Genomic DNA, 24943 nt, shown 5'->3' on the forward strand with positions numbered 1-24943 from the left:
TAGTATCGATATGTTTTTATTGAGTTGTCACATGTTTTTATGTAAAGAGGAGAGCTACCAGTGGATCTTTATAAATTAATTGATGGTCAGCGATTAAAAAGTGTTAAGCCTGAAGATTTTGCAATTGAACGAGTGATGCAGAATATTGTTCAGGATAATCTGGATCAACTTTTTGGGGATGCGTTTCTTGCTGCAGAGTTTACGGTTGGCAATTATCGACTTGATACAGTAGCGTTTGATGCAGAACTGAAAGCGTTTGTTATCCTGGAATATAAGAATATGACCCGGTCAAGTGTGATTGACCAAGGATACTCGTATCTGAATACCTTAATGAATCATAAAGCCGACTTTATTTTGCTTTATAATCATTTTTATGATTTGAATAAAGCTGAAGATTATTTTGATTGGTCGCAAACCAAAGTAATCTTTGTGGCAAAGGGGTTCACTCAGTATCAAAAAGACGCCGTTAATAATCCAAAGTTGCCAATAGAATTATATGAAATCAACAAGTACGCAAACGATTTTGTGACGGTAAACAAAATTGAAAAGAGTAATTTCTCACAGACTGCACATACGCAAGTCGTGGTTAGTAATGCAAAGGACGGCGACAAAGTTGCTTCAACACTTACACCGTATACTGAAGAAGATCAATTAAGTAATGGTTCTGAAGAAGTTCAGAAGCTATATCAAAAAATTAAAGAGTCGATTTTGGATTGGGATAATGCAATTGAAGTGAAACCTCTTAAGAAATATATTGGCTTCCGAATTCGAAAGCATAGTTTTACTGATATGCACGTCCAAAAGAAGCAACTAAAAATATGCATTAATTGTTCAAAAGGTGAGCTTACAGATCCATTGAAGCTAACTCGTGATGTTAGTCAGATTGGGCATTGGGGAAATGGTGACTATGAAGTAAGTATCAGAGATGATGCTAAATTAGAATATCTGTTAAGCCTTATTAAACAGGCCTGGGTGAATAAGTCGAAGTTAGATTAAAGTGACTGAAACCGGATTTCACTAAGTCATTACGTTTGGTTTAAGCGTTCGGATTTACGAAAAGTGCTGTTGTATCATTAACTTTGGGATTGGAGTCTTGTTTGACTATTTTTATCTTGAGTATTGCATATTATTCGGAAGTAACAGGTATGGACTGATGGCTGAATTATTGTAAATGTCTTCGGATTGAATAATCATTCCTTTTTTAGTCGAATGGATAGTTCGTAATTATCTATTTTGTAATTGTTTGCTTGTCGCGGATTGGCAGCGATAAGATGATCATTTTTTAATAGAAAACGGCCGATCAATAATTGTTCATCATAACTTGGATAGGGTAGTGGCAAGGTTTGGAATACCGAATCCTTAATTGCAAATCTGTCAGATCTCGCACCTGAATCACCGTTTTGGATCATAAAATGTCTCCAGAGATCAGTGAAAAAGTATTGCTCAAGGAAAGTAATGCTAATACCATGCACTCGAAAAATATAGTATAGAGGAGACATAACGCCTGCTTTTCCTAAATTATTCTTTCGAATAGGTCCAACAGGTGCATGATTAGAAATCCGTGGATTATAAACAAAGTCGTCTGGTCTAACAATGTAATAACCGCTAAGCTTTTTTGAATTTGAAATATCTTTATCAAAAAAGTCCCGTTGATTAATAATTCCAAACTCAGCAGAATTTGTTAAAGTGTCCGAATAAGTATTCTCTGTATTTTTTTCATTCACCTTTTTTGAAACATCCCCCAACTTACGCTGTTCCCAAGCGCATTAGAAATAGCCATTTATGAGAATAGACTTCATTCTTGACAAGCATCACTATTTTTTACTAATAGGCGTTCAATAGAATCAGATATTGACTGCATCATTTATTTCTTAACTCAAAAGAGGCGTGCTTATGAAAGCAACTAAGCAATTTCTTGTTATGATTTTTGTGGCTGTTTTGTTATTCGTTATTGGCAGTTATCGTGTTCAAGCAGCCACTAATTTTCAACCTTACATGATTCAAGACCAGTTGCATTTGCTGATGCCGGCTCAAAAGCAGAAAATTATTCTGCAGAACCAACGATGGGAACATAAAAGGAATCGACCGCAACTTTGGGTTTACACGCTTAAAAAGCGGCCAGCAGATATCGAAGACTTGGGAGATGATCTATTAAGGTCCATCGCCAAAAAAGTTACACCTAAAAATGGTGATTATGATTGGGAAACTGAAATAGATACAAAAACACAGGAACTCCATCGAAATATTTCCTTATTAGTAGCCTATCCTGGTAAGGGGACTCAGGTTAAAGTGATCAAGAGTGATGACCTGGCAGCGGCAGCATCCGACTTTCAGGATTGGCAACTACATAGAGGACTATCCAATAGAATTGCCGATGAAGGTGTGATTTATCAATACTTTAGTCGCTTTGCACCATTTATTAATAAACATGTGGCTGGCGTTAAAACGATTAATCCAGGAATTAGCTGGGGAACCATCATCACGATTATCATGATTCCGATTGTTATTTTAATAATTGCTCTGATTATTCGTTGGTTTTATAAGTTACCGCCATCAGGAGGTGATGATGACAGCAGCTTTGATGATGGTTACGTTATAGGACGCTGGATGCGGTAAGTGTCGATCGAAAATTGATAGAGTTTAAATTGGCTTTTTAGAGTACTTTACCTGTTTAATATGACTGAGGGGACTTCTGTGGTGGAAGTGTCCTCAATTTTATTTTTGGAGGAGTATATTATGGCCAGCGATATTAAATTGCACCGATACTTTCAAGACTGGATGAATTTGTATAAGAAAGATGCTGTTAGAGAAGTCACTTATCGCAAGTACGAGATGTCATATCGACAAATTGTTTTATTAGCACCGGATTTAAAAATGTCTGAATTATCAAGATTAACTTATCAAAAACTACTGAATGATTACGCAGAAACTCATGAAAGGCAAACGGTGATGGATTTTCATCGGCATATTAAAAGCTCATTAATTGATGCCTTAGAGGAAAATATTATTGAACGGGATCCAACTCGTAAAGCAATTATTAAGGGCAAGAAGCCTGGACCGCATAAAACTAAATTTTTGAATCAGCATGAGGTTCAATTAATGCTGGATGATTTGGTGCTGGATGAAGGGGTTAATTGGGATTATTTTATTTTGTTGATTACCAAGACTGGCTTGCGCTTTGCTGAAGCGCTGGCAGTTACACCGAATGATTTTGATTTTGCCAGACAAACGTTAAATATCAATAAAACTTGGGACTATAAATCAAAACAAGCCGGATTCGCGCCAACTAAAAATTTCTCATCCATGAGAAAAATTCAATTAGACTGGCAAACAGTGATCCAGTTTTCTCAATTGGCTAAAGGATTACCTGAAGATAAGCCGATTTTTGTAAAATCAAAAGTTTATAATGACACAGTCAACCATTATTTGGAAAAGGTTTGTCGAAGATCGGGTATCCCGATTATTTCAGTTCACGGGCTTAGGCATACGCATGCATCACTATTGCTATATGCAGGAGTGAGTATTGCTTCTGTTGCCCGTAGGTTGGGCCATTCCAACATGAATACGACGCAGCAAACTTACCTGCATATCATTCAAGAGTTAGAGAACCAGGATAATGACAAGGTCATGAAACATTTGGCAAGTTTAATTTAAGAAAAAGACAGTGAGCGCCTAAAAAAATCGGCGCCTTTTTAATTTTGCACGATTGCACGATCAAGTAGCGTATAATTATCTCTAGAAATCAAAACGTGAAAGAGGGATTAAGGTTATGCGTTTACATACTGTTTTAACACCGGAATGGATCGAATGGGGGAAGCAGAAATCAGCAGAAAATCCACGCTTGGAAGGCTTTGTTGCTGGAGAAGGCGGCTATCATCCCAAAGTTTTATTGCTCGGCGAAGCTCCTGGTGATAAAGAGGTCAAGTTAGGCCATCCCTTTCAAGGACCTGCTGGAAAAGAGCTGGATCGTTGGTTAGCCTCACTTGGCTTGACTCGTGAGGATATCTACATTACTGGGGTTGTCAGTGCACGACCATTTTCAATTGGCAAAACCGGTCGAAAGCGTGATAGACGGCCTAATAATACTGAAGTTAAGCAATGGGCGCCTATGTTTGATTATGAAATGACCTACTTTAGGAATCTGTTGATGATTCCAATGGGCAATGCCAGTCTTCAGAGATTATTGGGGAATCAAGCCAAAGTTGGTGAACTACATGGTCAGTTGATTGAACGTCCCATCCAATACTTTGATGAATCAGATCAGGCATTTAAATGGACTGATAAGCCGCGAAAAATTTTCCCACTTTATCATCCATCATATTCAAAGCGGTTTAAGAGTATGCAAACTGTAGTCGATGAAGATTCGAGACATTTAAAAAAGCTGTTGGAGCAAATGAAGAATAAGGATGAGGTTTAGATAACCAGACAAGTTTAGAGAACTTGCTGCAAAGTTGCTTTGCTAGAATGAATAAATGTAGCGTTAAGTAATGTAAAAAGACAATTAGTTGGGCCTGTTTTTTGGGCCTGATCGATTGTCTTTTTCTTTTAGGCAGAAATTTAAATCGGAAACTTAAACGAAAACTAACCGGAAACTTACTAAGAATCTCAAATCTTTTAATACTTGAGGCTCAAGGGATGTAAACCGCATGTAAAACAAGTCTTACTTGTTTGTAAGAGTTGATGTAGTAACCTTGGAATTATGCAAAAAGATCTAATTATTTTTTAGGTAACTTGTCTAAAGAAGCGAGGTGTTCAGAGTATGAGACAAAGTCACCGACTAATTTGCATAGTGTTACTCCTTATATTCTTTTGTGTTGGTGGAGCGTTGATTTTTAATAGACATTTAAATGAGAATTCACCGGTAGCACCAAAGAAAACGACACATTCTAATAGTGGTCACCGGAATAACGAGAAGCGTGGCTTTCAACCAAAAAGGAAACTGACTGATGCTTCGGATATTAGAACGGTTACGATCTATTTGAAAAAAAATCATTTTGTCGGTTCGGCGTTAATTGTAAAAAATGATCGATTCTTGTATCGAAAAGCCTTTGGATACGCTAATTACGATCAGCATATTAAAAATAAAACCACTTCGCAATTTCAGATTTTATCAATTCAAAAGTCTTTGACTGCGGCTTGCATTATGAAGCTAATTCAAGAAAAAAGGTTGTCTTTAAAGACACCTTTATCGCGTTTTTATCCTCATATTCCGAATTCAAATCATATTCGTATTCGAAATGTGCTTGATATGAATTCGGGATTATCAATGAACGGGGCTGGCTCAAACAAACAACTAAGTGAAAGAAAAGTCGTTAGGTATGCAACCAATCATTTATTGAGTCATGAAAGAATGTATGGGCAGTGGCGTTATCAGCCTGTTAACTATGTCTTACTGGCTGGAATTATTTCTCGACTGATGAGAACATCGTATCATCAGTATTTTGATAAAACGTTAATTAAACCTCTGAAATTAAAGAATAGTGGGTTTGTTCAAAATCAGCCACTAACAGCTAATAAAACGATGGGATATTGTTACTTGAGTTCTTCTCAAGTCACCCCTAACTATCAAAAACCATTTCAAGAATCGTTGTCAGCGATGAACAATGAGCTTGGCACAGGGCAGGTTTATATGTCTGCTTTTGATTTATTTAAAGTTGAACATGCATTACTTCGAGGAAAGATAATTTCATCGGCGAATGTTAAGAGATTGCATAAGCCCGGTAACCCATCGACTTACGGTGGCGGTGTTTATAACCAATCAAATGGTATTCGGTCACATGGCGTTGGTTATGGATATGAAGCGTCAATTTTGATTTCTCGCAATGGAAAAACGGGCGTCGTTCTTCTTAGCAATGATTATCGACCAGCCGTTTCAATTCAAGATTTGGCAATCACGTTGTTCGATAAAGTGATGACTAATCGAGTGAAGCCCTTAAAATAACTGATAAAATGCACTTTTTAGAAAAAAGAGGTGGCAATAGTTATGAAAATGACGTTATTAAAAGAACCTATTGCAAGGTTTATTTTGAAGACGCTGTTTTACTTTGCAATTATGATGATTCTTTTTTACTTGTACGATTACAGCGGCATTAATCAAGCAAAATTTATTTACAATGACTTTTAATGAGGTGAGTTAGCATGTCAAATAATTTAATCAGTGTCATTGATTCCTATGCTGAAAGTAAAGGAGACCAAGTTGCTTATCATTATCGTGATCAAACAAACACTTATTCTGAACTGAAAAATTATTCAGATGCTTTGGCAAAATATATTGACGATATGAAGTTACCTGAAAATCGTCCGATTATGGTATTTGGCAGCAAAAGTTTTGAAATGTTAGCAACTTTTATTGGCATTATTAAGTCTGGTCATTCTTATATTCCGGTTGATGTTGATTCACCTGATGAAAGATTAATGTTAATCGAGATGATTGCAAAACCAGTTGCAATTATTGCAGTTGAAGATTTACCGGTTACCTTTAAAAGAATGCCAATCATCAGTAAAGCTGAACTTGGAATTATCTTTTCAAGGAAAGAAGCTTATCAGGTTAATCACCCGGTCGATGGAGATCAAACGTTTTATATTATCTTCACTTCTGGTACGACGGGTGTTCCGAAAGGGGTTGAAATCAGCTGTCGTAATCTAATGAGTTTTGTAAATTGGATGGTTGGTGATGATTTCGATTTACCAACTAATTTGCAGATGCTTCAGCAACCGGCTTATTCATTTGATTTATCAGTTATGAGCCTATATCCCACTTTGTTTAAAGGCGGCACATTGCAGGTCTTATCAAAGGAAATGACAGATGATTTTTCAACGCTTTTTAAAACACTCTCGTCATTGCCTATTAACGTGTGGGTTTCAACGCCTTCATTTGTTAATATTTGTTTGCTGGAACCAGCCTTCAATGCTTCAAGTCATCCCCAATTAATGAACTTCATTTTTTGCGGAGAAGAGTTACCGGTTAGAACGGCTCGCATGCTGAAGAAACGGTTTCCACAGGCCAAAATTTTTAATACTTACGGGCCAACTGAGGCTACGGTTGCGATGACCAAAATTGAAATTACTGATGATATAATTGAAAAATTTGATCGACTACCGATTGGATATGTAAAAGACGGCATGCATGCAAGAATTATTGATGATGCTGGGAATGCTATTTGTGATGGTCGCCAAGGAGAACTTGAAATTTATGGCACGGGTGTTTCAAAGGGTTACATCAATAATACAGAAAAAACAAACCGAGTTTTTTCTGTATTAAATGGTCAATCAGCTTATCGAACCGGCGACGTGGCAACAATTCGCCAAGATGGCCTGATTCAATACTTTGGTCGAAAAGACTTTCAAGTAAAAATAAACGGATTTCGAGTAGAGCTGGAAGACATTGCCGTCTTGGTTGACAAAGAAAAATATGTTAAACAAAGTGTTGTTGTCCCCAAATATAATGCTCAACATCAAGCAGCAATGTTGATTGCTTATATTGTTCCTTACAAGAATGAATTCCAGAGTGAATTGGATCTGACGTCGGCAATTAAAGGGGATTTGAAGGAACTAATGATGTCATATATGATTCCTCAGAAGATTGTCTATCGGGAATCACTCCCGCTGAGTCAAAATGGCAAAGTAGACATTAAGTCAATGATTCAAGAGGCTAATTCATAATGAAATGGTATATACCCTATGGAGATCCGACCTACTTTATCTGGTTAATCGCTGCGTTACTGCCATTAATGGTGGGATTATTTTATGGCCATCGGTTCAAGGGTTACCAAACCTTGATTTCTCTCTTTTTCCTAGTATTAACGTTTGGTGGGCCAAATTGGCAGACTGGAATTGCGCTGGTTGCTTATGTAGTTTATCAAGTACTGCTGGTATTTGGATATTCATATTATCGACAGCGTAGAGAATCTTCAAATAAAGGTTGGGTGTTTGTTTTAGCAGTTGTTTTAGCAATTGCGCCATTAATAGTTGTTAAGATTACGCCGGCTGTTCAATCTGGAAAACAGTCGATTATCGGTTTTCTCGGCATTTCCTACCTAACCTTCAAGGTTGTCCAAACTATTATGGAAACTAGAGATGGCATTATTAAAGACTACCATCCGATTTTGTTTGCCCAATTTTTATTGTTTTTTCCAACCATCTCGTCGGGTCCGATTGATCGATATCGACGATTTATTAATGACTATCAAAAGGTGCCTACCCAAGAAGACTATTTAGACCTGGTTCAAAAAGGGGTCTGGTATATCTTCATGGGATTTCTTTATAAGTTTATTTTGGCATATATTTTTGGGACAGTCTTACTTCCAAAAATTCAATTTGATGCCTTAATGGCTCACGGCTTCTCCTGGTACGTTATTGGATATATGTATGTTTACAGCATGGATCTATTTTTTGATTTTGCTGGTTACAGCTTATTTGCAGTTGGGATTAGTTGCTTCATGGGAATTAAGACGCCGATGAACTTTAATTACCCATTTAAATCAAAAAATATTAAAGAGTTTTGGAATCGCTGGCACATGACGCTTTCTTTTTGGTTCAGAGACTATATCTTTATGAGATTAGTGTTTTTCTTGATGAAACATCGCGTTTTTAAAAGTCGAATTGTGACAGCCAACGTGTGTTACATCATCAATATGTTAGTCATGGGATTCTGGCATGGCGAAACCTGGTATTATATTTTGTACGGGTTTCTCCATGGCTGTGCGCTAGTTACTAACGATGCCTGGTTGCGTTATAAGAAAAAACACCAAGCTAAAATTCCTCATAACAAGGTTACGGAATTAATTGCAATCTTTATCACATTTAACTTTGTGTGCTTTACATTTCTAATCTTTTCGGGGTTTCTTGATACACTGTTTTTTAAGGGGAAACAGTTTTAACAATAAATAACTTATCTAGGGGTTGACAATGATGAATAATACAAAAGAAAAAGTACTTTCGATTTTAAACGATTTAACAGGTGAAGATTTCTCAAGTAAATTGGATGAGAATCTTTACGATAGTGCATTACTGGATTCAATGGGAACGGTTCAGCTTTTATTGGATTTACAGGATCAGCTGGGAGTGAACGCACCAATTTCAGAATTTAATCGATCGGATTGGGATACACCAGCCAAAATTATTGAAAAGGTTCAAAAAATGCAATGAGAATCAAAAAGCGACTTTTTGAAATCTTCGGTCCGGTATTCTGTGCAGGGTTGCTGGTATTAATTACTTTTGCCTCGCCAGTTTGGATAAAGTTTGGCTATGTTAGTCCTACCTCTCAAAAAGATGCAGCGGTTTCTTTATCACCGTCAGTATTGAAAGAAAGATTGATTAAACAGGCAGCATTAAATGACGAGTATGTTCCTTTCTTTGGCTCATCAGAATGGTCACGTTTTGATCCCTTTCACCCAGCTGTTTTGGCAGAAAAATATCACCGATCTTACCGACCCTTTCTTTTGGGGACACGAGGTACTCAATCGCTGACGCATTTTTTTGGAATGCAACTGATGCATCATCAATTACATCTTCAAAAGGCAGTTTTCTTTATTTCACCTCAGTGGTTTGTTCCTAAGGGAGAGAATCCTAACGCTTTCTCCTTTTATGATTCGCCACTCGAAACGACTAGTTGGATTCGATCAGAGAAGGATTCTAAGATGACTCGATTTGCTGCTCATCGATTATTGCAAATGCCAGCAGGTCATTCGGACAAAATCATCGCAGATACCTTGTCAAGAATTGCCACTGGGCTTAAACCAACAGCTTTTCAAATGAATTATATTAATTGGCGTCACCGAATTCTATTAAATGAGGATCAAATATATGCCAGATTTAGAATTCCAGCGGCCAATGAGAAAAAAATCGAGAAAAATGCTGCTAAGTTGCCTGCAAAATATCACTTTCAATATTTAAATGATTTGGCTGGCAAAATTGGACGGCAAAAGACGGCTTCTAATGATTATCAAATTAATGATCATTTTTGGAGATATCGCTTAAAGCATCACTTTAAACGATTACAGGATTTTCAAGTTGGCTTGAGCTATTTAAAGTCGCCTGAGTATGGCGATTTTCAGTTGGTGCTAAACCAATTTGCTAATGAACGGACTAACGTTTTGTTTATTATTCCACCTGTTAATCAAAAATGGGAAAAGTACACGGGGCTATCCTTTGGAATGTTGAAGAAATTCAATCATAAAATTAAATATCAACTGCGATCTCAGGGCTTTAATCACATTGATGATTTAAGCAACGATGGAAAAGTTAATTATTTTATGACAGATACGATTCACCCGGGCTGGCGGGGATGGTTGAAAATGGATCGAAAGATTGAACCGTTTTTAACTAAGAAGGTGCCTTCACCCCACTATAAAATTAATAAAAAATTCTATTCTAAATCGTGGCAGCAAACTGACTCCAATTTCGAAAAATAGAATCGAGATGGTGATTTAATGATGAATTGGAGTAAAACAACTAAGAAATTGAGGGCATTTTTATTATTTTTAAGCGGATTGCTATTGGCGGGATCATGGGCAATTCGCGGTATGATGAACGGTTATAATCCCGTCTTAAAAGTTAGTAGTCAACGGTATGATGCTCAAATTGTTAAGCACACTAAATCTGGCGATCCTTATCCAATTTATAAATCTGGGCCATATAATACCAGCTCAAGTACCCAAACTGGCATCAGTAATGGAAAACGTTATGTAGGTGACTATGTTCGGGTGATGCAGACAAAAATAACCAAAACGGGGATCTACGCAAAGCTAAGGTATTTTAATCGCTATATTGGATGGATGAATATTAGTGGACTTAAACCGGTCACGGTTTCTCAGATCGCTAGTCAAATGATGAAACAATACGATGTGAGTGGAAGCGCGTTAATTGCTTCAGCTGGGAGTCGTAATATAGCAGTCGTTAGCAACGGCTTTGCCAATGCTGCTAAAAAGATCGCGAACAGTAGTGGTGGAGCTGTGTTATATCCATTAGCTTCCTTACAAAAAGTTATGACTGGCGCGATTATTCAACAACTGATCGAAAATGGGGACCTTTCTGCAACAACTAGTTTAAATCGTTACTATCCTCAAATTAAAGGAAGTCAGAATATTACAATTGGTCAATTGCTTTCAATGACATCGGGAATTGATAATGAAGATATTACTCCAGATCGTGCAATGACTGAAAAACAAGCTTATGCAGATATAGTTAAACGGCTAAACTCAACAGGAAAGCAAGGTTATCTATATAGTGATGCTAACTATGTTCTTTTGGCCGGCATTATCGCTAAAGTCACTGGTCAAAGCTATACAAAGAACTTGCAGGATCGGATTATCAATAGGTTGGGGATGAACAGTACAGAAATTGTGAATGCTCAGAAGGTGGATGCTAATTCGATTGCCATTAGCTATTTTCGAGATGGTTTAAAAGATTATACTAATCCGCAATCTGTTTCGTTGCCAAGACTTTCCTCAATTCCTGGAGCAGGTAATCTCTTAACAACACCTAGCGATTACTATAAGTTGATTTTAGGGCTGCAGGATGGAACGATTCTGACAGCCCAACAATATCAAGAATTATTGAGCTATGGCAGCGTTTATTCGGGTGGCATGTATGTTTCCAAGAAAGGAGTGGCATACAGTAACGGCTCATTTGACGGTCAAGGGTTTCATTCAGGCTATTTGGCAACCACTGATAATTATCATTTAGCCATTGTTTTTGAAAACCAACCACCTCTAAATTTGGGTGCAAAGAAGTTTGTTGAAAAAATGTATGAAATCGCAACGTATTACTAAACTTAATGACTTTGTGAAAAGAGCCAGATGGACTACTTCACCATCTGGTTTTTGTGTGCCCAGATGCTAATTTTGTGGCAGCTCATTTGACTGAAATGAATTTGTAAGAGTGGAATATTGTTTTTAATGAAAGCGGTATCATAAAATGATATAATTAAAACGGTTTAGCAGGTGACGGAAAACTTCTGTTAGCCATTAGGGGTTGGAATTGACTATAAGGAGTAGGGGGATATAACCAAATGAAAAAATCAATTATTCTGGCGACAGCAATTTTATCCGGAGCGTTCTTCTGGGGTTCGATTCATCAACAGTCGGTCTTGGCCGCCGAAAAGCCGGTTAACGTATACTTAACCCGACACGGACAAACAATGTTTAACATTAACGGGCGAGGCCAGGGTTGGGCTGATAGCCCGTTGACGGACACGGGAATTCAAGTAGCTCATCAATTGGGATATGGCCTTTATGGAATCCATTTCAAAGCGGCGTACTCAGCTGATAATATGCGAACTTTCAAAACAGCTCATTACGCACTGACTTCTTCTGGGAACGGTCGAGTGGCTGTTAAATGGACACCTAACTTGCGGGAAGGTGGTTATGGTAGTTTTGAGGGGCAAAAGTACGATGAGGTTAATAAGATCACGATGCCACTACTACGACCTGCGGGAACCTACTCGGGACCACAGGACTTTGCTAAAGCACAGCAGGCGCTTGGTAAGGACTTCTGGCCGGTACTCCAAGATGCTTATCATGATGCAGAATCAGTTGATGGCGGCAAATATAGCGATCCGACGCTGCCAGCTAATTTAAAAGCTGAATCTGCTAATCAAGTGATTTCGAGAATGAATACGGAATTAACAACCATTGCCAAAAAAGCTGCGGCTAAGGGCGGTAATGTGCTGGTTGTGAGTTCAGGAATGTCAATTCCGGAGTGGTTATCTGCTCAAACTAATTACACCGTCAATCAGTTTGTAAATTGGGGGAATGAAGCTGTTATGAAAGTGACCTATAAGCACGGTAAATTCTATTTTCCAAAGTATGTTAGTAGTGAAACGCTTCTCTATACGATTAACAAGGGCGCTAAATTACAAAAATTACCGGCTAATCGACTGGTTGTTGGTCATTACAGTTTGAAAAAGAACCAGTTGACTGGAAAGACTTCTCCCAAGGCATTGTTAACGATTTTAGATCAAAAGGGATCACCAATCCAAACAGCCCAAGCCAAGGCAGCAGGAAAGTTTAAATTCAAACTGACCAAAGCAGCCTTGAACAAAGTGAAACATTTCAAATCGTTCAAGCTAAAATCAACGCCGGCCGGGGCAAAAGAAACGCTAAATATGGATTCTGAGACGATTACGCAGACAGTATTTGGTGATAAATCAGTGTCTGTCAAAGTAGCCCCGTAAAGATTGATGGGCCGAATGATGAACCAGCGGCCAGCCTTCGAATCTGAAACATCATCCGCGCTTTAATATTAAATCTAAGAATAGAAATCCCGTCTCATCAGCGTGTTAAGAGTTTGATGAGATGGGATTCTTTTGGTTGATTGTCATTTATGAGTCTTTTGTCCAAATCTTTTTATTCCTGATAAACTTTATTGAGCATTAGATCGGCCATTTGCGCAGGGGATATCGGGCCAATGTTTTCCGCTAAGCGGCTGTTTTGGAAGGCTTCCTCTAAGTTGGCCCGCTTAAAAGGAACACCGGTAAGATGGGCTTCAATTTCGCTTAAGTGGCCGGTTGCTTGATTAAAATCACCAAAAATTTTGATATGTGAAACCAGTCCGTCACTAACCGAAAAACTGATTTCAACGTTACCGATGCCATCATAGTGATTAGCGTGATAGTAATCGTCATGATAGTGCTTGCCCATGGTCCACGACTCATCTTGATAGTCATGACCGGTAATTTGGTCAACATTGTGCCAATCCTGGTTGGTCATGGTGTAGGTTGGAATTTCGGTCAAGCTTTGAACTTGAAAAACGGCTTTTAAAATCATCTGGGTGATGTCATCAATTGAAATATCTTGGTAGGGCGACTTAAAGTAGGGGCGAAGGTTGGTGACGCGACTATGAACTGACTTAACGCCTTTGGATGCCAACTTCGACTTTGGCGGGTTCAACGATTTATCGGCCGTGTTTAGATCAACATCAATCATGAGGGTCCCACCACAATAAAAGCGTTGGCCCACTTTAAAGGCGGCCATTCCGGAGAATTTTTTGCCATCGACCGTTAAATCGTTTCGGCCGGTCAGCGCTGCGTCAACACCCAATTCTTTCAAAACACCAATGATGGGCGTGGCGTATTTCTTGAAATTCATATAGTTGGTCCCATCATCGGTATCGATGAAAGCATACGTCAGGTTACCCGAATCAACGTAGACGGCACCGCCACCACCAGCTCGTCGGGCAAGTTGAATCTGATGTTGCTTGATATACTCCAAGTTAACTTCAGAATAAACGTCCTGATTGGCACCGATGACAACGGAAGCATTAAGCGGTCGTGACCAGACAAATAAGGTATCGGTCAATTGCTGATTAGTCATTAGGTAACGGGAAACACTTTCAAACATCGTTGGCGAGCCCATGTATTGGGCACCAGTGGCAAGATCTACGTATTTCAACCTATCACGTCCTTTTTAAAAACTAAGTAACCGTTTTCGCCAATCAGTATAACATTCTGGCCGTTTAATCGACTATTTTTCGATTAACTGAATTTGAAATGGGATGGGATCAGCATTATAGTAGAGGATGTGTCAATTAATACATAACGGGGGTTAAATTGATTATGAAACGATTGCTAATGGTGTTTTCCACACTTGTCGTTGTGATTCTTGGGTTAGTGTTGATAAGTTCAAATTCAAAGCAGCCGACTTATGCAAAAACTAAGCTGACAGGGTTAACCATTAATTGGCGGAAACCGTCAGAAAGTCAAGCCTATCCAAATCTGGCGCATTATTCAAAGCTTTGGATCTACGTCAGAAAAATCAACGGGTTTATCTTCACGGAAATGGTCATGTCATCTACAAAATGATTTGTTCCACGGGTAAACCGTCTTCGCCAACGCCTAAAGGGACTTATCACATCCAAGCTGAACGTGGTCGGACTTTCTATAATGCTGCCTCAGGTGAGGGTGCCAACTACTGGGTTTCCTGGTTGGATCATGGTGTTTATTTATTCCACAGTGTACCAATTAATCGAAAGGGCCAATATATTGCTTCTGAAGCCGAGAAACTTGGTACGCCGGCTTCACATGGATGTGTTCGACTGACGGTGGCTGACGCTTATTGGATGTACAAAAATATTCCTTATGGAACAAAAGTTGTGATTCGATAATCAAATAGCCGGATAGAAAAATAGCTCGACAGACATGATCATGATGACATGCCTGTCGAGCCATTTAAAGTTGGTAGCAAATTAAGTTTTTAGTTTAATAAACTTCCACAATCCAGTTTTTCTCCCGATCAGAACTATTAATTAAGTGAGGTTGGTATAGCAGCTCAGTGTGGTATTTAACGACTTCACCGCTTTCCGGGGAATGAAGCACCGTCGTATCACTGACGGTGTTGGGGCTTTCAATTGTGATAAAGTCATCCCCATCGTAGATTTCTTTTTTATCGGTAGCAAAAGAAACTGAAGAGATCTCGCCAAACGCAACCCGGGCCACATCGTTAAGCCCAATTTTAAAGTGGCCGTCATTGGCACGGGCTTTCCAGAAATAACGTGAATCATCAATTTTACCAGCCATATTTATCATCCTTTCACGCGTACGATATCTAGTTCCTATTATCGTTCTTATTGTGAAAATTTGGTAGTGAATGGGCGGGCTTTTTTGCAACCAACCTGTTTCAGGAAGTTGAAATTAATCAAAAACCGGAGCAGCACGATGACTGCCCCGGCTTTTAGTTAAATTGTGTAGAAAATTTATCTGATATCCAATGGTTGTTTACTGGTTGGCTTTGGGAACTGGGCATCTAATTTAGCCAAATCATCTTCACTTAAAGTAATTGAAGCAGCGTGAACGTTGTCAACAGCGTGCTTAGGATCACCTGATTGTGGGATTGCCAAGGTACTGCCGTCACGAATTGCCCATGCCAGCAAAATTTGCCATGGCGTTGCCTGATGAGCGTCCGCAACGGCTTTAACAGCGGGATTGTTAATTAGTTGCCCACGTTCGTCACCGGCGGCTACCGGGGTATAGGCAATCAACGGGATCCCCTGCTTTCGTTGCCATGGTAGTAAACTGTATTCGATGCCGCGACTGCCAAGGTTGTACAAATCTTCGTTGGCAGCAACTTGATCGCCACCCGGAAGGTCAAGTAATTCCTGCATATCCGGCAGATCAAAGTTGGAGACACCCCAGCGTTTGATCTTTCCCTTTTTCTGCATCAACTGCAAGGTTTCAACGGTTTCACTCAAAGGAACGGCACCCCGCCAGTGATACAGGTAAAGATCGACGTAATCAGTTCCCAGCAGTTTCAGACTGGTATCCAAACTGTGTTCCATTCTGCTGGCCGAGGCGTTGGAAGGTAGTACTTTGTCGATTAAGAAAAGTTTCTCTCGATTTAAATCGCGAATGGCTTCACCCACCAGATTTTCACTACGACCGTTACCGTACATTTCAGCGGTGTCAATAACGGCGGCACCCGCATCGATTCCGGCTTGAATGGCCTTGATTTCTTTTGATCGGGTGGCGCTTGAATCACCCATATGCCAGGTACCAAGCCCAATGGCCGGGACCGTTCTATCGCCAAGCTGTAATTCTTTCATTTAAAATTAACCCTCCTTGATAGTGGCAGTGTGTCGTCAAGAATTTATTTTCGTTCACAGTCGGCACGCTATGAAAATAATATAACCATTTTCATTATAGGAAAAATCAGTGATTGAAGCAATTAGTTTCTGATTTTCAGCCATTCGAAAATCATTTGGGCATCTTTAAGGGGTAAGTAACGAACGGAAATTTGTTCATTGTGATTACCGTGACGAACGTTGACCCGAATATGGGCTAATGATTTACGAGCCATCCAAATCGACTGATCAAGGCTAAATGATTGGACGTTCTTTTTGGGAACGATGAATTCAGTGCGGGTGAATAACGAGCCGGTTTGCATAATTAATAATTTTTGGTGAATCTGCCAGCCAACATTATTGGCTGCATACCACCCGAGAAAGAAAGCGATGATCAATAAAGGTAGACTGAGTAATCCCCAAAGTTTTAAAAAATAAAGGCACCCAATTACTGGGACTAGCGCGATCAGTATGGCATTTCGAATGAAATAGTAGTGATGTCTTTTAGGAAGTTGGTTAAGTTGGATTTGTGCGGTTGGCACCCAGGTGACAAACTGATGAAGCCGATCAAAAAGTTCGCGGGTTTTAATCACCGGCAAAATGATCATGTCATTTCCCTTGTCATCATCACCGGCTGAGGAGGCAGCCAAGGCTTGAATGGTCGCCAACTTAGCCCACTGCCGCAACACGTTTTGCTTAATTTTCAAGGCCTGGATGCGGTCAAGCGGAATGGTAATTGAACTCCGTTGAAACAAGCCCCGGTAAGTTTTGAGCTGACCGGGTTGGGCCGTCAACGTGAATTGATAATATTTTTGGATTAAGGACAGGTAAGAGCCGATAATTGCAATCATGACCAGAAAGCCAACGACTAACGCGATAATTAAAATTGATTGGGAAACCAGTTCGTTGGTGACTGTATTAAGCAGGTGCTGTGGCAAATAATCTTGGAGTTTACCATAAATAGCAAACAAAATACCAAGAAGGGGCAAGAAACCAAATGATGTTAACGCAAAGATGTTCAAGTCATGAGTGTTGATCCGATAACTTTGGCGGTCGGTGGCAGCGGTTGCCGAGACGGGAGTGATAGTTTCCGATGGCGAGGTCGATTGTGGTTGAGTCAGGGGACTTTTAATTGCTGCCCGTTTTTGTTCGATTTGCTGGCGAACGGTTTCGGCAACCACTGGCAACACAACTTCCGGTCGATGACTATCGTGGCCGGCGGTCTCAATTTTTAACTGTTCCAAATGCAGGGGTTTTAAGAAAAACCACTGGTTGCGTTGGATCGTTTGAATACGACCGTAGGGGATATGAGTGTGGCGTTTGATGAGAATTCCCGAATTAATCGTGATCATTTCATCCGAGATTTGAAAAGTAAAAAAGTAAAATTTTAATAACCCCCAACCAATTATTAACCCAAGCAGGCCACTCACAACCATCAAGACGTTTAAATGTAGGTCAGTTAAAGCATTTTGAGCAGGCATAAACACTAAAATCAGTAGTCCCCAGTTGGCCAGTCCCTTGGCAGCATAATAAAATAATGAAAATAAGCTTAAATGCTGTTTGGGTGTTTCAGACATCATTTTCTTTCACCTCCACTGCCAGCTGTAAAATTTGCTGACGCAATTGATCGGCAACGGCCGGTGTCAGACCATCAATTCTATGAGAAGTTGACGCAGTGGTAATTTCCACCCGCTGCAGCTTTTGTGATTGAAGAATCGGGCCGGCTGAAAGAGTGACGTCCTGAACCCGGGCAATGGGAATTGAAACTAATTTTTTGAAAATATAGCCGGATTGTAACTCAACAGCGTCATTTGTTAAGTGATAACGCCAAAAAGCGTAACGGTAAGGAACCAAAATTAGTTCAACCACTAAACCGAAGAAGGCAAGGATTCCTAAACCCACTGCTACCCAAAAGAGCCAGTGCCAGTTAAAAATCACAACGGCTGCGGCGCAACAGCCGGCAATGATGGCCCATGTGGCAAAGTTTAGTAAGGCAGAAAATCGCCAAACTGTTTTAATTTTCGAAGGTAATTGGTGCCCGTTGTTTATCAAAAGATCACTCCCAGTTATAGATTTCTCATTATGAGTAGTGTACAGAATAACCATCATGGTTGCTACCCTTTTTCGTAGACAGCCCGATAAGAGTAGCGTTATACTATTGTGTATGCGCTTTATGACTCATACAAGGGGGATGATTAATTGTCAGCAAAAGTAAGAAACGCCATTATTGTGTTGATATTTGGGAATTTTTTGGTGTGTATCGGGATGAGCTTGATTTTTCCTGTCATGCCATTTATTAAAAATGAACTTCATTTATCAGCCACTGATATGGGGATTATGAACTCGCTGTTTGCCTTTGCCCAATTAATTGCTTCCCCAATCGTGGGTCAGCTTTCTGATCGAATTGGCCGAAAGCCCGTCTTAGTTTGGGGGCTTGGCCTGTATATGGTATCTGAAATTTTGTTTGCAGCAACCAACTGGCTCTGGATGTTTGATATTTCGCGGACCATCGGTGGGTTGTCGGCCGCAATGGTGGTGCCAACGACTAATGCCCTGGCTGCGGATCTAACGACACCGCGTCAACGGGCCAGAGTCATTGGCCTGCTATCGGCGGCCTTTAGTGGTGGCCTTATTTTAGGCCCGGGAATTGGTGGCTTTCTTGCTAAGATTGATTATAAAACACCTTTCTGGAGTGCGGCTGTTTTATGCCTGTTAAGTATGATTTCGCTTCAAGCGATGTTGCCAAGTGAAAAAGAGATCGAATCAATTTCAAAAGACAATGTCGTGCCACCAATTTCCAAGGGGCCAAGCAAAGCCACCTGGGAACAGAGCAAGCGATTATTTAGCGGTCCAATGAAAATTTTATTCTTATTAATTCTGATTTCATCATTTGGTTTGGTAGGCTTTGAAAGTATTTACAGTTTGTATGTTAACGAAGTCTTTGGTTTCACAATTGGTAATATTGCCCTGGTCTTAACCTTAAACGGGGTCTTGTCGCTGATGTTTCAGGCATTGTTATTTGATCGCCTGGTGACTTGGCTGACGGAAAAGCGATTAACCCGCTATTGCTTTTTCTTAGCGGCTGCCGGGACCGTTTGGATCATTCTGGCGCATACCAAACTCGAAGTGATTATTGCGACTTTGATTGTGTTTACGTCTTACGATCTGATCAGACCAGCGATTACCACACTACTGACCAAGGCTAGTGCCACCGGCCAGGGATTGATCAATGGGGTGAACATGTCATTGACCAGTGTTGGTAACATCGTGGGCCCAATTATGTCAGGCGCTTTATTGGATCTGAACTATCACATCCCATATGTAATTGTGGCCGGCTTTTTGGTCATGTCATGGGTGATGACTTACCTGGTCAGAGATCATTTCAAAATAGCCCTTTAAGACGAGAAACTACATGATTAGGGAATAGCTCAATCCCATCATGTTTAATCATTTTACATTGTAACAAAATACAGCACTGAGGTCCGTCATCCGTTATTCGAATGGAGGCTTTAGTGCTGTATTTGTTTTTTGGTAAAAACTATGACAGCCATTTATTCTGCTTAGCAATGTTAACGGCTTCCAAACGATGGTGAACGCCCAACTTGCTGAAAATAGCTGATAAATAATTTCGGACGGTGCCATCCGATAAAAACAGTTTTTCGGCAATTTCTTTGGTGGTCTCGCCATTGGCTGCTGACTTTAGAACGGCCATTTCCTGATCTGTAAGGGGATTGTCTGCCGCGTTGACCATGTTGCGAACCAGTTCCGAATCGTAGATAGTTTGCCCATGCATCACTTTGCGAATCGCAGCGACCAGTTCGTCGCTTGGACTGTCTTTTAGGAGGTAACCACTCACTTTGGCTTTTAATGCCCGTTTAAAATAGGCTTTTTGGGCAAAGGTTGTTAAAATGATCACTTTGGTTTTTAAACCGGCTGAGAGAATTTCGTCAGCGACGTCCAGCCCGGTAGCCTTTGGCATTTCAATATCCAAAATTGCAACGTCGGGTTTTAGCCGGCTAATTTCCAACCAAGCCGTCTGGCCGTCGCCACTGGTACCGAGAACCTTTAAATCGTCTTCCAGATTTAAAAGTTGTGCCAGCGCCGAACTTAACATGCTTTGATCCTCAGCTAAATATAGTGTAATCATTTGGTTAACACCTCCTTTGGTAATGTGACAGCAACCAAAGTTCCAATTTTGTTGGCTTGAATGCTGAAATGCCCACCATTAGCCTTAATTCGCTCCTGCATACCTGAAACCCCATGCGAGCCCTGACGTTGATAGTCGGTCCCACGGCCGTTATCTTGAATCGTCATTTGGTAAAGATCCTGATTTGGTTGACTGAAAGTGATTCCGACTAAATTAGCATGGCTATGGCGAATAATATTGGTCACCGCTTCTTGGATAATCGGTGTGAGCTTGGTTTGAATGGTTGTCGGCCAACTGTTTGCGGCTTGTTCACCTTCAGTTTGGAGGTTGATATGGGCTTCCTGCAAATTTTTCTGCTGTTTAAGCATTGTCTCATCCAATAATTCCTGTCGTAGATTATTAACGATGTTTCTCACCAACTGCAGATTTTGCCGACTGGTTTCAATAATGTCATCCAACTCGGCCGGCACTTTTTTAGGCTGCTTTGTCAGTAATTTTTTGGCTAACTGAGATTTAATGGTAATCATCGAAAACGATTGACCAAGTGTATCGTGTAAGTCACGAGCAATGCGTTCTCGTTCGTTGCGTTTAATCACGGATTTTAATCGTTGATTGGTATGAGCCAGATCCTGAATTCGCTTAATGGAACTGGAGATCCCATAAGCAAACGCTGGACTTACCAATGGGAAAAGAAATGACCAGTAATCAAATGTGATGTGATCCTGCAAGGTAGTTTTAATTATGATCACAGTAAAAGTGGCGTAGTAAATGGCCGCAAACCATCGAAAATATTTTTTGGGTGCGTAGGCAAAAATTGATGATACTTGCCAACCTGGAAAAAGCATGATCCAAAAATCATTATCAAAAATCGTAAAAATAATCCCGATAGTAACTTGCGCGACAATACCGGCCATTTGGTATTTTTGTGAGACACTTGTTGTAATGTAGGCAATTAAGAACAGAACCGCTAAGCCAATCCAAAACCAGTCTGTAGCCGATTTCGGGGGTAACTTATCTGAAATGATCTCTCCTAAAAAGATCAGCCAAATATACGAAAGCCAATAATCTTTGAAATTATTCCGAAGTCCTTTGAACATTTTTCAATTCCTCGTTCTTTTGAGCCAGTTTAACAAGTCCGAAAATCAGAACAAGGACAATGACGGCCCAAATTGCTATTTCCATCATATCATGGATTGGGAGATCATGATGATTGATCGAAAGATTGATTAGATGGCTGGTGAGATAGGTTGGAGTGGCCTTACCGATTGTTTGAACCCAGTGAGGCATCGTTGTAAGCGGCCACCAGAGACCGCTGATAACGGCTAACGGGAAAACGGTCAAATTAGAAATAATGCTGGTGAGTTGCGGTGTTTTGACAAATGAGCAGGCGACACCAAGTCCCATTACGGGTAACGTTCCTAGTAAAGCAATGATGATGACGCTGATAATCTCGGGTAAAGACAGATTGATTTGCCAAGTTAAGTTTCCTACTAATTGCATGAGGATAACTGATAGCATGTTGATTAGTGACATGATGATCCCAATTGACAAGTAGTAGTATTTGGCTCCCTTGGGAGTGAGTGAAAGTGCGGCCAGAAGCTTCTTTTGACGATCCGCCTGCATGATCTGACCCAAGCCAAACATCGCGTTGATTAAAACGCTGTAAACAATCATGCTACCGAGATATTGTTTGGCGAAGATAAGCTGCTGAGCGGGGGTGCCGGAAACCAAAATTTTGGTAAATAAGAGATAGAAGCCGATTGGCATTAAAATGGTAAAGAATAGATAACTGAAATTTCGTAGAAAAAGGCGTTTGATGTTAAAACTGATTTGACGAATGAGTGGGGTCATTTTGAAGTCCCTCCTTGGTTGGTAAGCTCTAAAAAGATTGATTCCAGTGATTTTCGGGTAACGGTGATGTCATGTAACTGATCAATAAATGGTAAGAGGGCCTTTAGGGTCAGATCGGTATCGTCACTGTTAAGCTTAATTGAAGTGTCGGTTTTGGCAACGGTAGTGACGGCTGCCAAATGGGTAAAAATGGTTGGTGCCAACAAGGTTTGGAAAGTGAGTTGGCCGGTGTCATAGTGATTTTGAAGATTTTGCCAACTGCCAACGTAACGAAATTGGCCGTTTTGAAGAATCGCAATTCGATCAGCAACTTGCTGAATTTCTTCCAGATAATGACTGGTGATCACAATGGTAACGCTTTGTTGGCGCAAGGTTTCAATATAGCGCCAGAAATTTTGACGAGCCTGAGCATCCATGCCGACCGTGGGTTCATCTAAAAACAGTAATTGGGGTTTTGAGATAATTGCTGTTGCAAAACTCACTTTTCGGCGTTGGCCGCCCGATAACTGATTGAGCAATTGATTTTCGATTGAAGTGAGGTCAAGGTCGTGAATGATTGTGTCTGTATCAGCTGGATGGCTGGCTTGAGCGGCAAATAAGTTAATCAATTCTTTAACTGTCACTTTTTCCAATGGCAGATCATCTTGAAACATGGTGCTGATTTTTTCTTTGGCGGTTAGACTGCCGGGTTGGCCATCAAACACGTTGATTGTATCTGGTGACGTTGGTAAAACACCTTGAATTAGGTTAAGAAGGGTGGTCTTACCGGCACCGTTTGGTCCTACTAAACCAAAGATTTCTCCGGGCTTGATTTCAAGATTAAGATTTTGAAGGACCTGTTGATGAGGATAGGTAAATGATAAGTTTTTTAGTTGAATGATTGTTGGCATTGGTGTCACTTCTTTCTTTATTGGTAGTGCCAGTATAAGGCGATTAAGAAGTGGCGTGTAGTAAGGTTTGTCATCAATCAAAATGACAAATGTCATGGAAGTCATCATCACTGAAATTAAAATGCTTTTCATTGTGAATCATTTTCGCTGGAAGTATACTGTAAACGGATACAAAAATATGAAACTGGAGGCTTTATTTATGGCAAAGAAAGTTGCATTTGTAACTGGTGGCGGTCAAGGAATCGGTGAAGCAATTGCTACTCGCCTGCATGACGATGGTTTTAAAGTAGCGGTTGCGGATTTAAATCTTGATAATGCCAACAAAGTAGCGGCTAAATTATCACCAGACGGCAGCGAAGCCGTTGGGATTAAAGTTGATGTTTCGGATCGTGACTCAATGTTTGCAGCTGTGGATGAGGCAGTTGACAAATTGGGCGGCTTTGATGTGATTGTCAATAATGCCGGCCTTGGCCCAACAACTCCGCTTGATACGATTACGCCGGATCAGTTCCGATTGGTTTACGGCGTCAACGTTGGTGGTGTGCTCTGGGGTGCTCAAGCAGCTCACAAAGCCTTTAAGAAATTAGGACATGGCGGTAAGATTATTAACGCCACCTCACAAGCTGGGGTAGTTGGTAATCCAAACCTGGCACTTTATTCAGGAACTAAATTCGCCGTTCGTGGCATTACCCAAGTGTTAGCCCGTGATTTGGCTGAAGAAGGCATCACCGCAAATGCTTATGCACCAGGCATTGTTAAGACACCAATGATGTATGATATTGCACACCAAGTTGGTAAGAATGCCGGTAAAGACGATGAGTGGGGCATGCAACAGTTTGCCAAGGATATTGCATTGAAGCGGTTATCCGAGCCGGAAGACGTTGCCGCAGCCGTTTCCTTCTTAGCTGGTAAGGATTCTAATTACATTACCGGTCAAACAATCATCGTTGATGGCGGGATGCAGTTCCACTAATTAATAAAGTTTATCCGAAATTAAAAACATTTGATAATTGACGCTGACGTTCATAAAAAATGAGCGTTGGCGTTTTTTGTCGATAAATCATTTTTATGCCAAAAGTTTTAAAATAAATATTCCAACTTTAAATAAAAAATTAGGCTAATAAACCCTGGCATTTTGGGGCTTTTAAGGGATATCCCTAATTTATTGAAAGCGCTATTTCACAAATCAATAAACGATGTTATATTGGGGCCAATAAATGAATTAATCAAAAAGGAGTGGCCATGATGTTAAAAGAAGTGCATATGCCAAAGTTAAGTCCCAAGTCGGACGAGTACTTCTTCGGCGAATGGATTAAAAAACCGGGGGAAGCTGTTAAGCAGGGTGATATTCTATTTGAAGTCGAAACAGATAAGGTCATTAGCCAAGTGGAAAGTGAAGAAGATGGGGTTTTAAAGGAACAAAAAGTCACAACCGGTGACACAACCAAGGTTGGCGATTTAGTTGCCACAATCGAAGTTTCGGACAAATAAAAGGGGATTG

The 24943-nt window shown here is 40.2% G+C and carries 25 protein-coding genes and 1 pseudogene; 16 read left to right on the forward strand and 10 right to left on the reverse strand.

Features of this window, described 5'->3' with window-relative positions:
* The first annotated feature begins 60 nt into the window (after window positions 1-60).
* Window positions 61-996, forward strand: a complete 936-nt coding sequence (locus ED605_RS13000; RefSeq protein WP_121979323.1) for a DUF5655 domain-containing protein — start codon at window positions 61-63, stop codon at window positions 994-996.
* 194 nt (window positions 997-1190) lie between these two features.
* Here ED605_RS13000 and ED605_RS13005 read toward each other — a convergent pair whose 3' ends face one another.
* Entirely contained in the window at window positions 1191-1745 is a 555-nt protein-coding gene (locus tag ED605_RS13005; RefSeq protein WP_191981383.1) for a restriction endonuclease subunit S domain-containing protein, read from the reverse strand.
* 148 nt (window positions 1746-1893) lie between these two features.
* Here ED605_RS13005 and ED605_RS13010 point away from each other — a divergent pair, with 148 nt between their 5' ends.
* The 11 genes from ED605_RS13010 (at window position 1894) to ED605_RS13060 (ending at window position 13174) form a co-directional block, all read left to right on the forward strand.
* Window positions 1894-2616, forward strand: a complete 723-nt coding sequence (locus tag ED605_RS13010) for a hypothetical protein (RefSeq protein ID WP_225419145.1) — start codon at window positions 1894-1896, stop codon at window positions 2614-2616.
* 120 nt (window positions 2617-2736) lie between these two features.
* The gene (locus ED605_RS13015) at window positions 2737-3654 is read left to right on the forward strand and encodes a site-specific integrase (protein WP_121979324.1); all 918 of its coding nucleotides are present in this window, start codon (window positions 2737-2739) and stop codon (window positions 3652-3654) included.
* Window positions 3655-3769: 115 nt separating this feature from the next.
* Window positions 3770-4417: a uracil-DNA glycosylase gene (locus ED605_RS13020; protein WP_121979325.1), complete on the forward strand. Its 648-nt coding sequence runs from the start codon at window positions 3770-3772 to the stop codon at window positions 4415-4417.
* 408 nt (window positions 4418-4825) lie between these two features.
* Entirely contained in the window at window positions 4826-5941 is a 1116-nt protein-coding gene (locus ED605_RS13025; protein ID WP_225419146.1) for a serine hydrolase domain-containing protein, read from the forward strand.
* 42 nt (window positions 5942-5983) lie between these two features.
* Window positions 5984-6124 carry a teichoic acid D-Ala incorporation-associated protein DltX gene (locus ED605_RS13030; protein WP_370825222.1) on the forward strand — a complete coding sequence of 47 codons (141 nt, stop codon included), beginning with the start codon at window positions 5984-5986 and terminating at the stop codon, window positions 6122-6124.
* A gap of 14 nt (window positions 6125-6138) precedes the next feature.
* A complete protein-coding gene (dltA, locus tag ED605_RS13035) occupies window positions 6139-7662 on the forward strand; it encodes a D-alanine--poly(phosphoribitol) ligase subunit DltA (RefSeq protein WP_121979327.1) in 1524 nt (507 codons plus the stop codon).
* A complete protein-coding gene (gene dltB, locus ED605_RS13040; protein WP_121979328.1) occupies window positions 7662-8879 on the forward strand; it encodes a D-alanyl-lipoteichoic acid biosynthesis protein DltB in 1218 nt (405 codons plus the stop codon). Before dltA ends, dltB begins: the two co-directional genes overlap by 1 nt.
* A 31-nt stretch (window positions 8880-8910) precedes the next feature.
* Window positions 8911-9147, forward strand: coding sequence for a D-alanine--poly(phosphoribitol) ligase subunit DltC (gene dltC, locus ED605_RS13045; protein ID WP_121979329.1), 237 nt, complete (start codon window positions 8911-8913; stop codon window positions 9145-9147).
* Window positions 9144-10412, forward strand: a complete 1269-nt coding sequence (gene dltD / locus ED605_RS13050; RefSeq protein ID WP_121979330.1) for a D-alanyl-lipoteichoic acid biosynthesis protein DltD — start codon at window positions 9144-9146, stop codon at window positions 10410-10412. The genes dltC and dltD overlap by 4 nt, the downstream gene beginning before the upstream one ends.
* Before the next feature lie 18 nt (window positions 10413-10430).
* Window positions 10431-11771 carry a serine hydrolase domain-containing protein gene (locus ED605_RS13055; protein ID WP_225419147.1) on the forward strand — a complete coding sequence of 447 codons (1341 nt, stop codon included), beginning with the start codon at window positions 10431-10433 and terminating at the stop codon, window positions 11769-11771.
* A gap of 239 nt (window positions 11772-12010) precedes the next feature.
* Window positions 12011-13174 (forward strand): histidine phosphatase family protein, encoded by a 1164-nt coding sequence (locus tag ED605_RS13060; protein ID WP_121979331.1) that lies wholly within the window; start codon window positions 12011-12013, stop codon window positions 13172-13174.
* Window positions 13175-13346: 172 nt separating this feature from the next.
* Here the strand turns inward: ED605_RS13060 and lplA are convergent, their stop codons facing one another.
* The gene (gene lplA / locus ED605_RS13065; RefSeq protein ID WP_121979332.1) at window positions 13347-14390 is read right to left on the reverse strand and encodes a lipoate--protein ligase; all 1044 of its coding nucleotides are present in this window, start codon (window positions 14388-14390) and stop codon (window positions 13347-13349) included.
* 164 nt (window positions 14391-14554) lie between these two features.
* Between lplA and ED605_RS13070 the strand changes: the two are divergent.
* A pseudogene (locus ED605_RS13070) lies at window positions 14555-15102 on the forward strand (L,D-transpeptidase).
* 94 nt (window positions 15103-15196) lie between these two features.
* Here the strand turns inward: ED605_RS13070 and ED605_RS13075 are convergent.
* The 4 genes from ED605_RS13075 to ED605_RS13090 form a co-directional block, all read right to left on the reverse strand.
* Window positions 15197-15514, reverse strand: a complete 318-nt coding sequence (locus tag ED605_RS13075; protein WP_225419148.1) for a glycine cleavage system H family protein — start codon at window positions 15512-15514, stop codon at window positions 15197-15199.
* 176 nt (window positions 15515-15690) lie between these two features.
* Entirely contained in the window at window positions 15691-16536 is an 846-nt protein-coding gene (locus tag ED605_RS13080; RefSeq protein WP_121979334.1) for an aldo/keto reductase, read from the reverse strand.
* Window positions 16537-16658: 122 nt separating this feature from the next.
* Window positions 16659-18134 (reverse strand): PH domain-containing protein, encoded by a 1476-nt coding sequence (locus ED605_RS13085; protein ID WP_121979335.1) that lies wholly within the window; start codon window positions 18132-18134, stop codon window positions 16659-16661.
* Window positions 18124-18603 carry a PH domain-containing protein gene (locus ED605_RS13090; protein WP_225419151.1) on the reverse strand — a complete coding sequence of 160 codons (480 nt, stop codon included), beginning with the start codon at window positions 18601-18603 and terminating at the stop codon, window positions 18124-18126. The genes ED605_RS13085 and ED605_RS13090 overlap by 11 nt, the downstream gene beginning before the upstream one ends.
* A gap of 150 nt (window positions 18604-18753) precedes the next feature.
* Between ED605_RS13090 and ED605_RS13095 the strand changes: the two genes are divergently transcribed.
* Complete coding sequence (locus tag ED605_RS13095; protein WP_121979336.1) at window positions 18754-19953, forward strand: MFS transporter; 1200 nt, start codon at window positions 18754-18756, stop codon at window positions 19951-19953.
* 139 nt (window positions 19954-20092) lie between these two features.
* Here the strand turns inward: ED605_RS13095 and ED605_RS13100 are convergent, their stop codons facing one another.
* Genes ED605_RS13100 through ED605_RS13115 form a run of 4 tightly spaced genes read right to left on the reverse strand, consistent with a single transcriptional unit; the run spans window position 20093 to window position 23442 of the window.
* The gene (locus tag ED605_RS13100; RefSeq protein WP_162919811.1) at window positions 20093-20701 is read right to left on the reverse strand and encodes a response regulator transcription factor; all 609 of its coding nucleotides are present in this window, start codon (window positions 20699-20701) and stop codon (window positions 20093-20095) included.
* Window positions 20698-21798 (reverse strand): sensor histidine kinase, encoded by a 1101-nt coding sequence (locus ED605_RS13105; protein ID WP_121979338.1) that lies wholly within the window; start codon window positions 21796-21798, stop codon window positions 20698-20700. The genes ED605_RS13100 and ED605_RS13105 overlap by 4 nt, the downstream gene beginning before the upstream one ends.
* Window positions 21776-22552, reverse strand: a complete 777-nt coding sequence (locus tag ED605_RS13110; RefSeq protein WP_121979339.1) for an ABC transporter permease — start codon at window positions 22550-22552, stop codon at window positions 21776-21778. The genes ED605_RS13105 and ED605_RS13110 overlap by 23 nt, the downstream gene beginning before the upstream one ends.
* Complete coding sequence (locus ED605_RS13115) at window positions 22549-23442, reverse strand: ABC transporter ATP-binding protein (RefSeq protein WP_121979352.1); 894 nt, start codon at window positions 23440-23442, stop codon at window positions 22549-22551. The genes ED605_RS13110 and ED605_RS13115 overlap by 4 nt, the downstream gene beginning before the upstream one ends.
* A gap of 199 nt (window positions 23443-23641) precedes the next feature.
* Between ED605_RS13115 and ED605_RS13120 the strand changes: the two genes are divergently transcribed.
* Both ED605_RS13120 and ED605_RS13125 read left to right on the forward strand, forming a co-directional pair.
* Window positions 23642-24415: a (S)-acetoin forming diacetyl reductase gene (locus ED605_RS13120; protein ID WP_121979340.1), complete on the forward strand. Its 774-nt coding sequence runs from the start codon at window positions 23642-23644 to the stop codon at window positions 24413-24415.
* A gap of 272 nt (window positions 24416-24687) precedes the next feature.
* Window positions 24688-24933 carry a biotin/lipoyl-containing protein gene (locus ED605_RS13125; RefSeq protein WP_121979341.1) on the forward strand — a complete coding sequence of 82 codons (246 nt, stop codon included), beginning with the start codon at window positions 24688-24690 and terminating at the stop codon, window positions 24931-24933.
* Window positions 24934-24943: the final 10 nt, after the last annotated feature.

Source organism: Lentilactobacillus raoultii (genome assembly GCF_900411375.1).
GTDB lineage: Bacteria > Bacillota > Bacilli > Lactobacillales > Lactobacillaceae > Lentilactobacillus > Lentilactobacillus raoultii.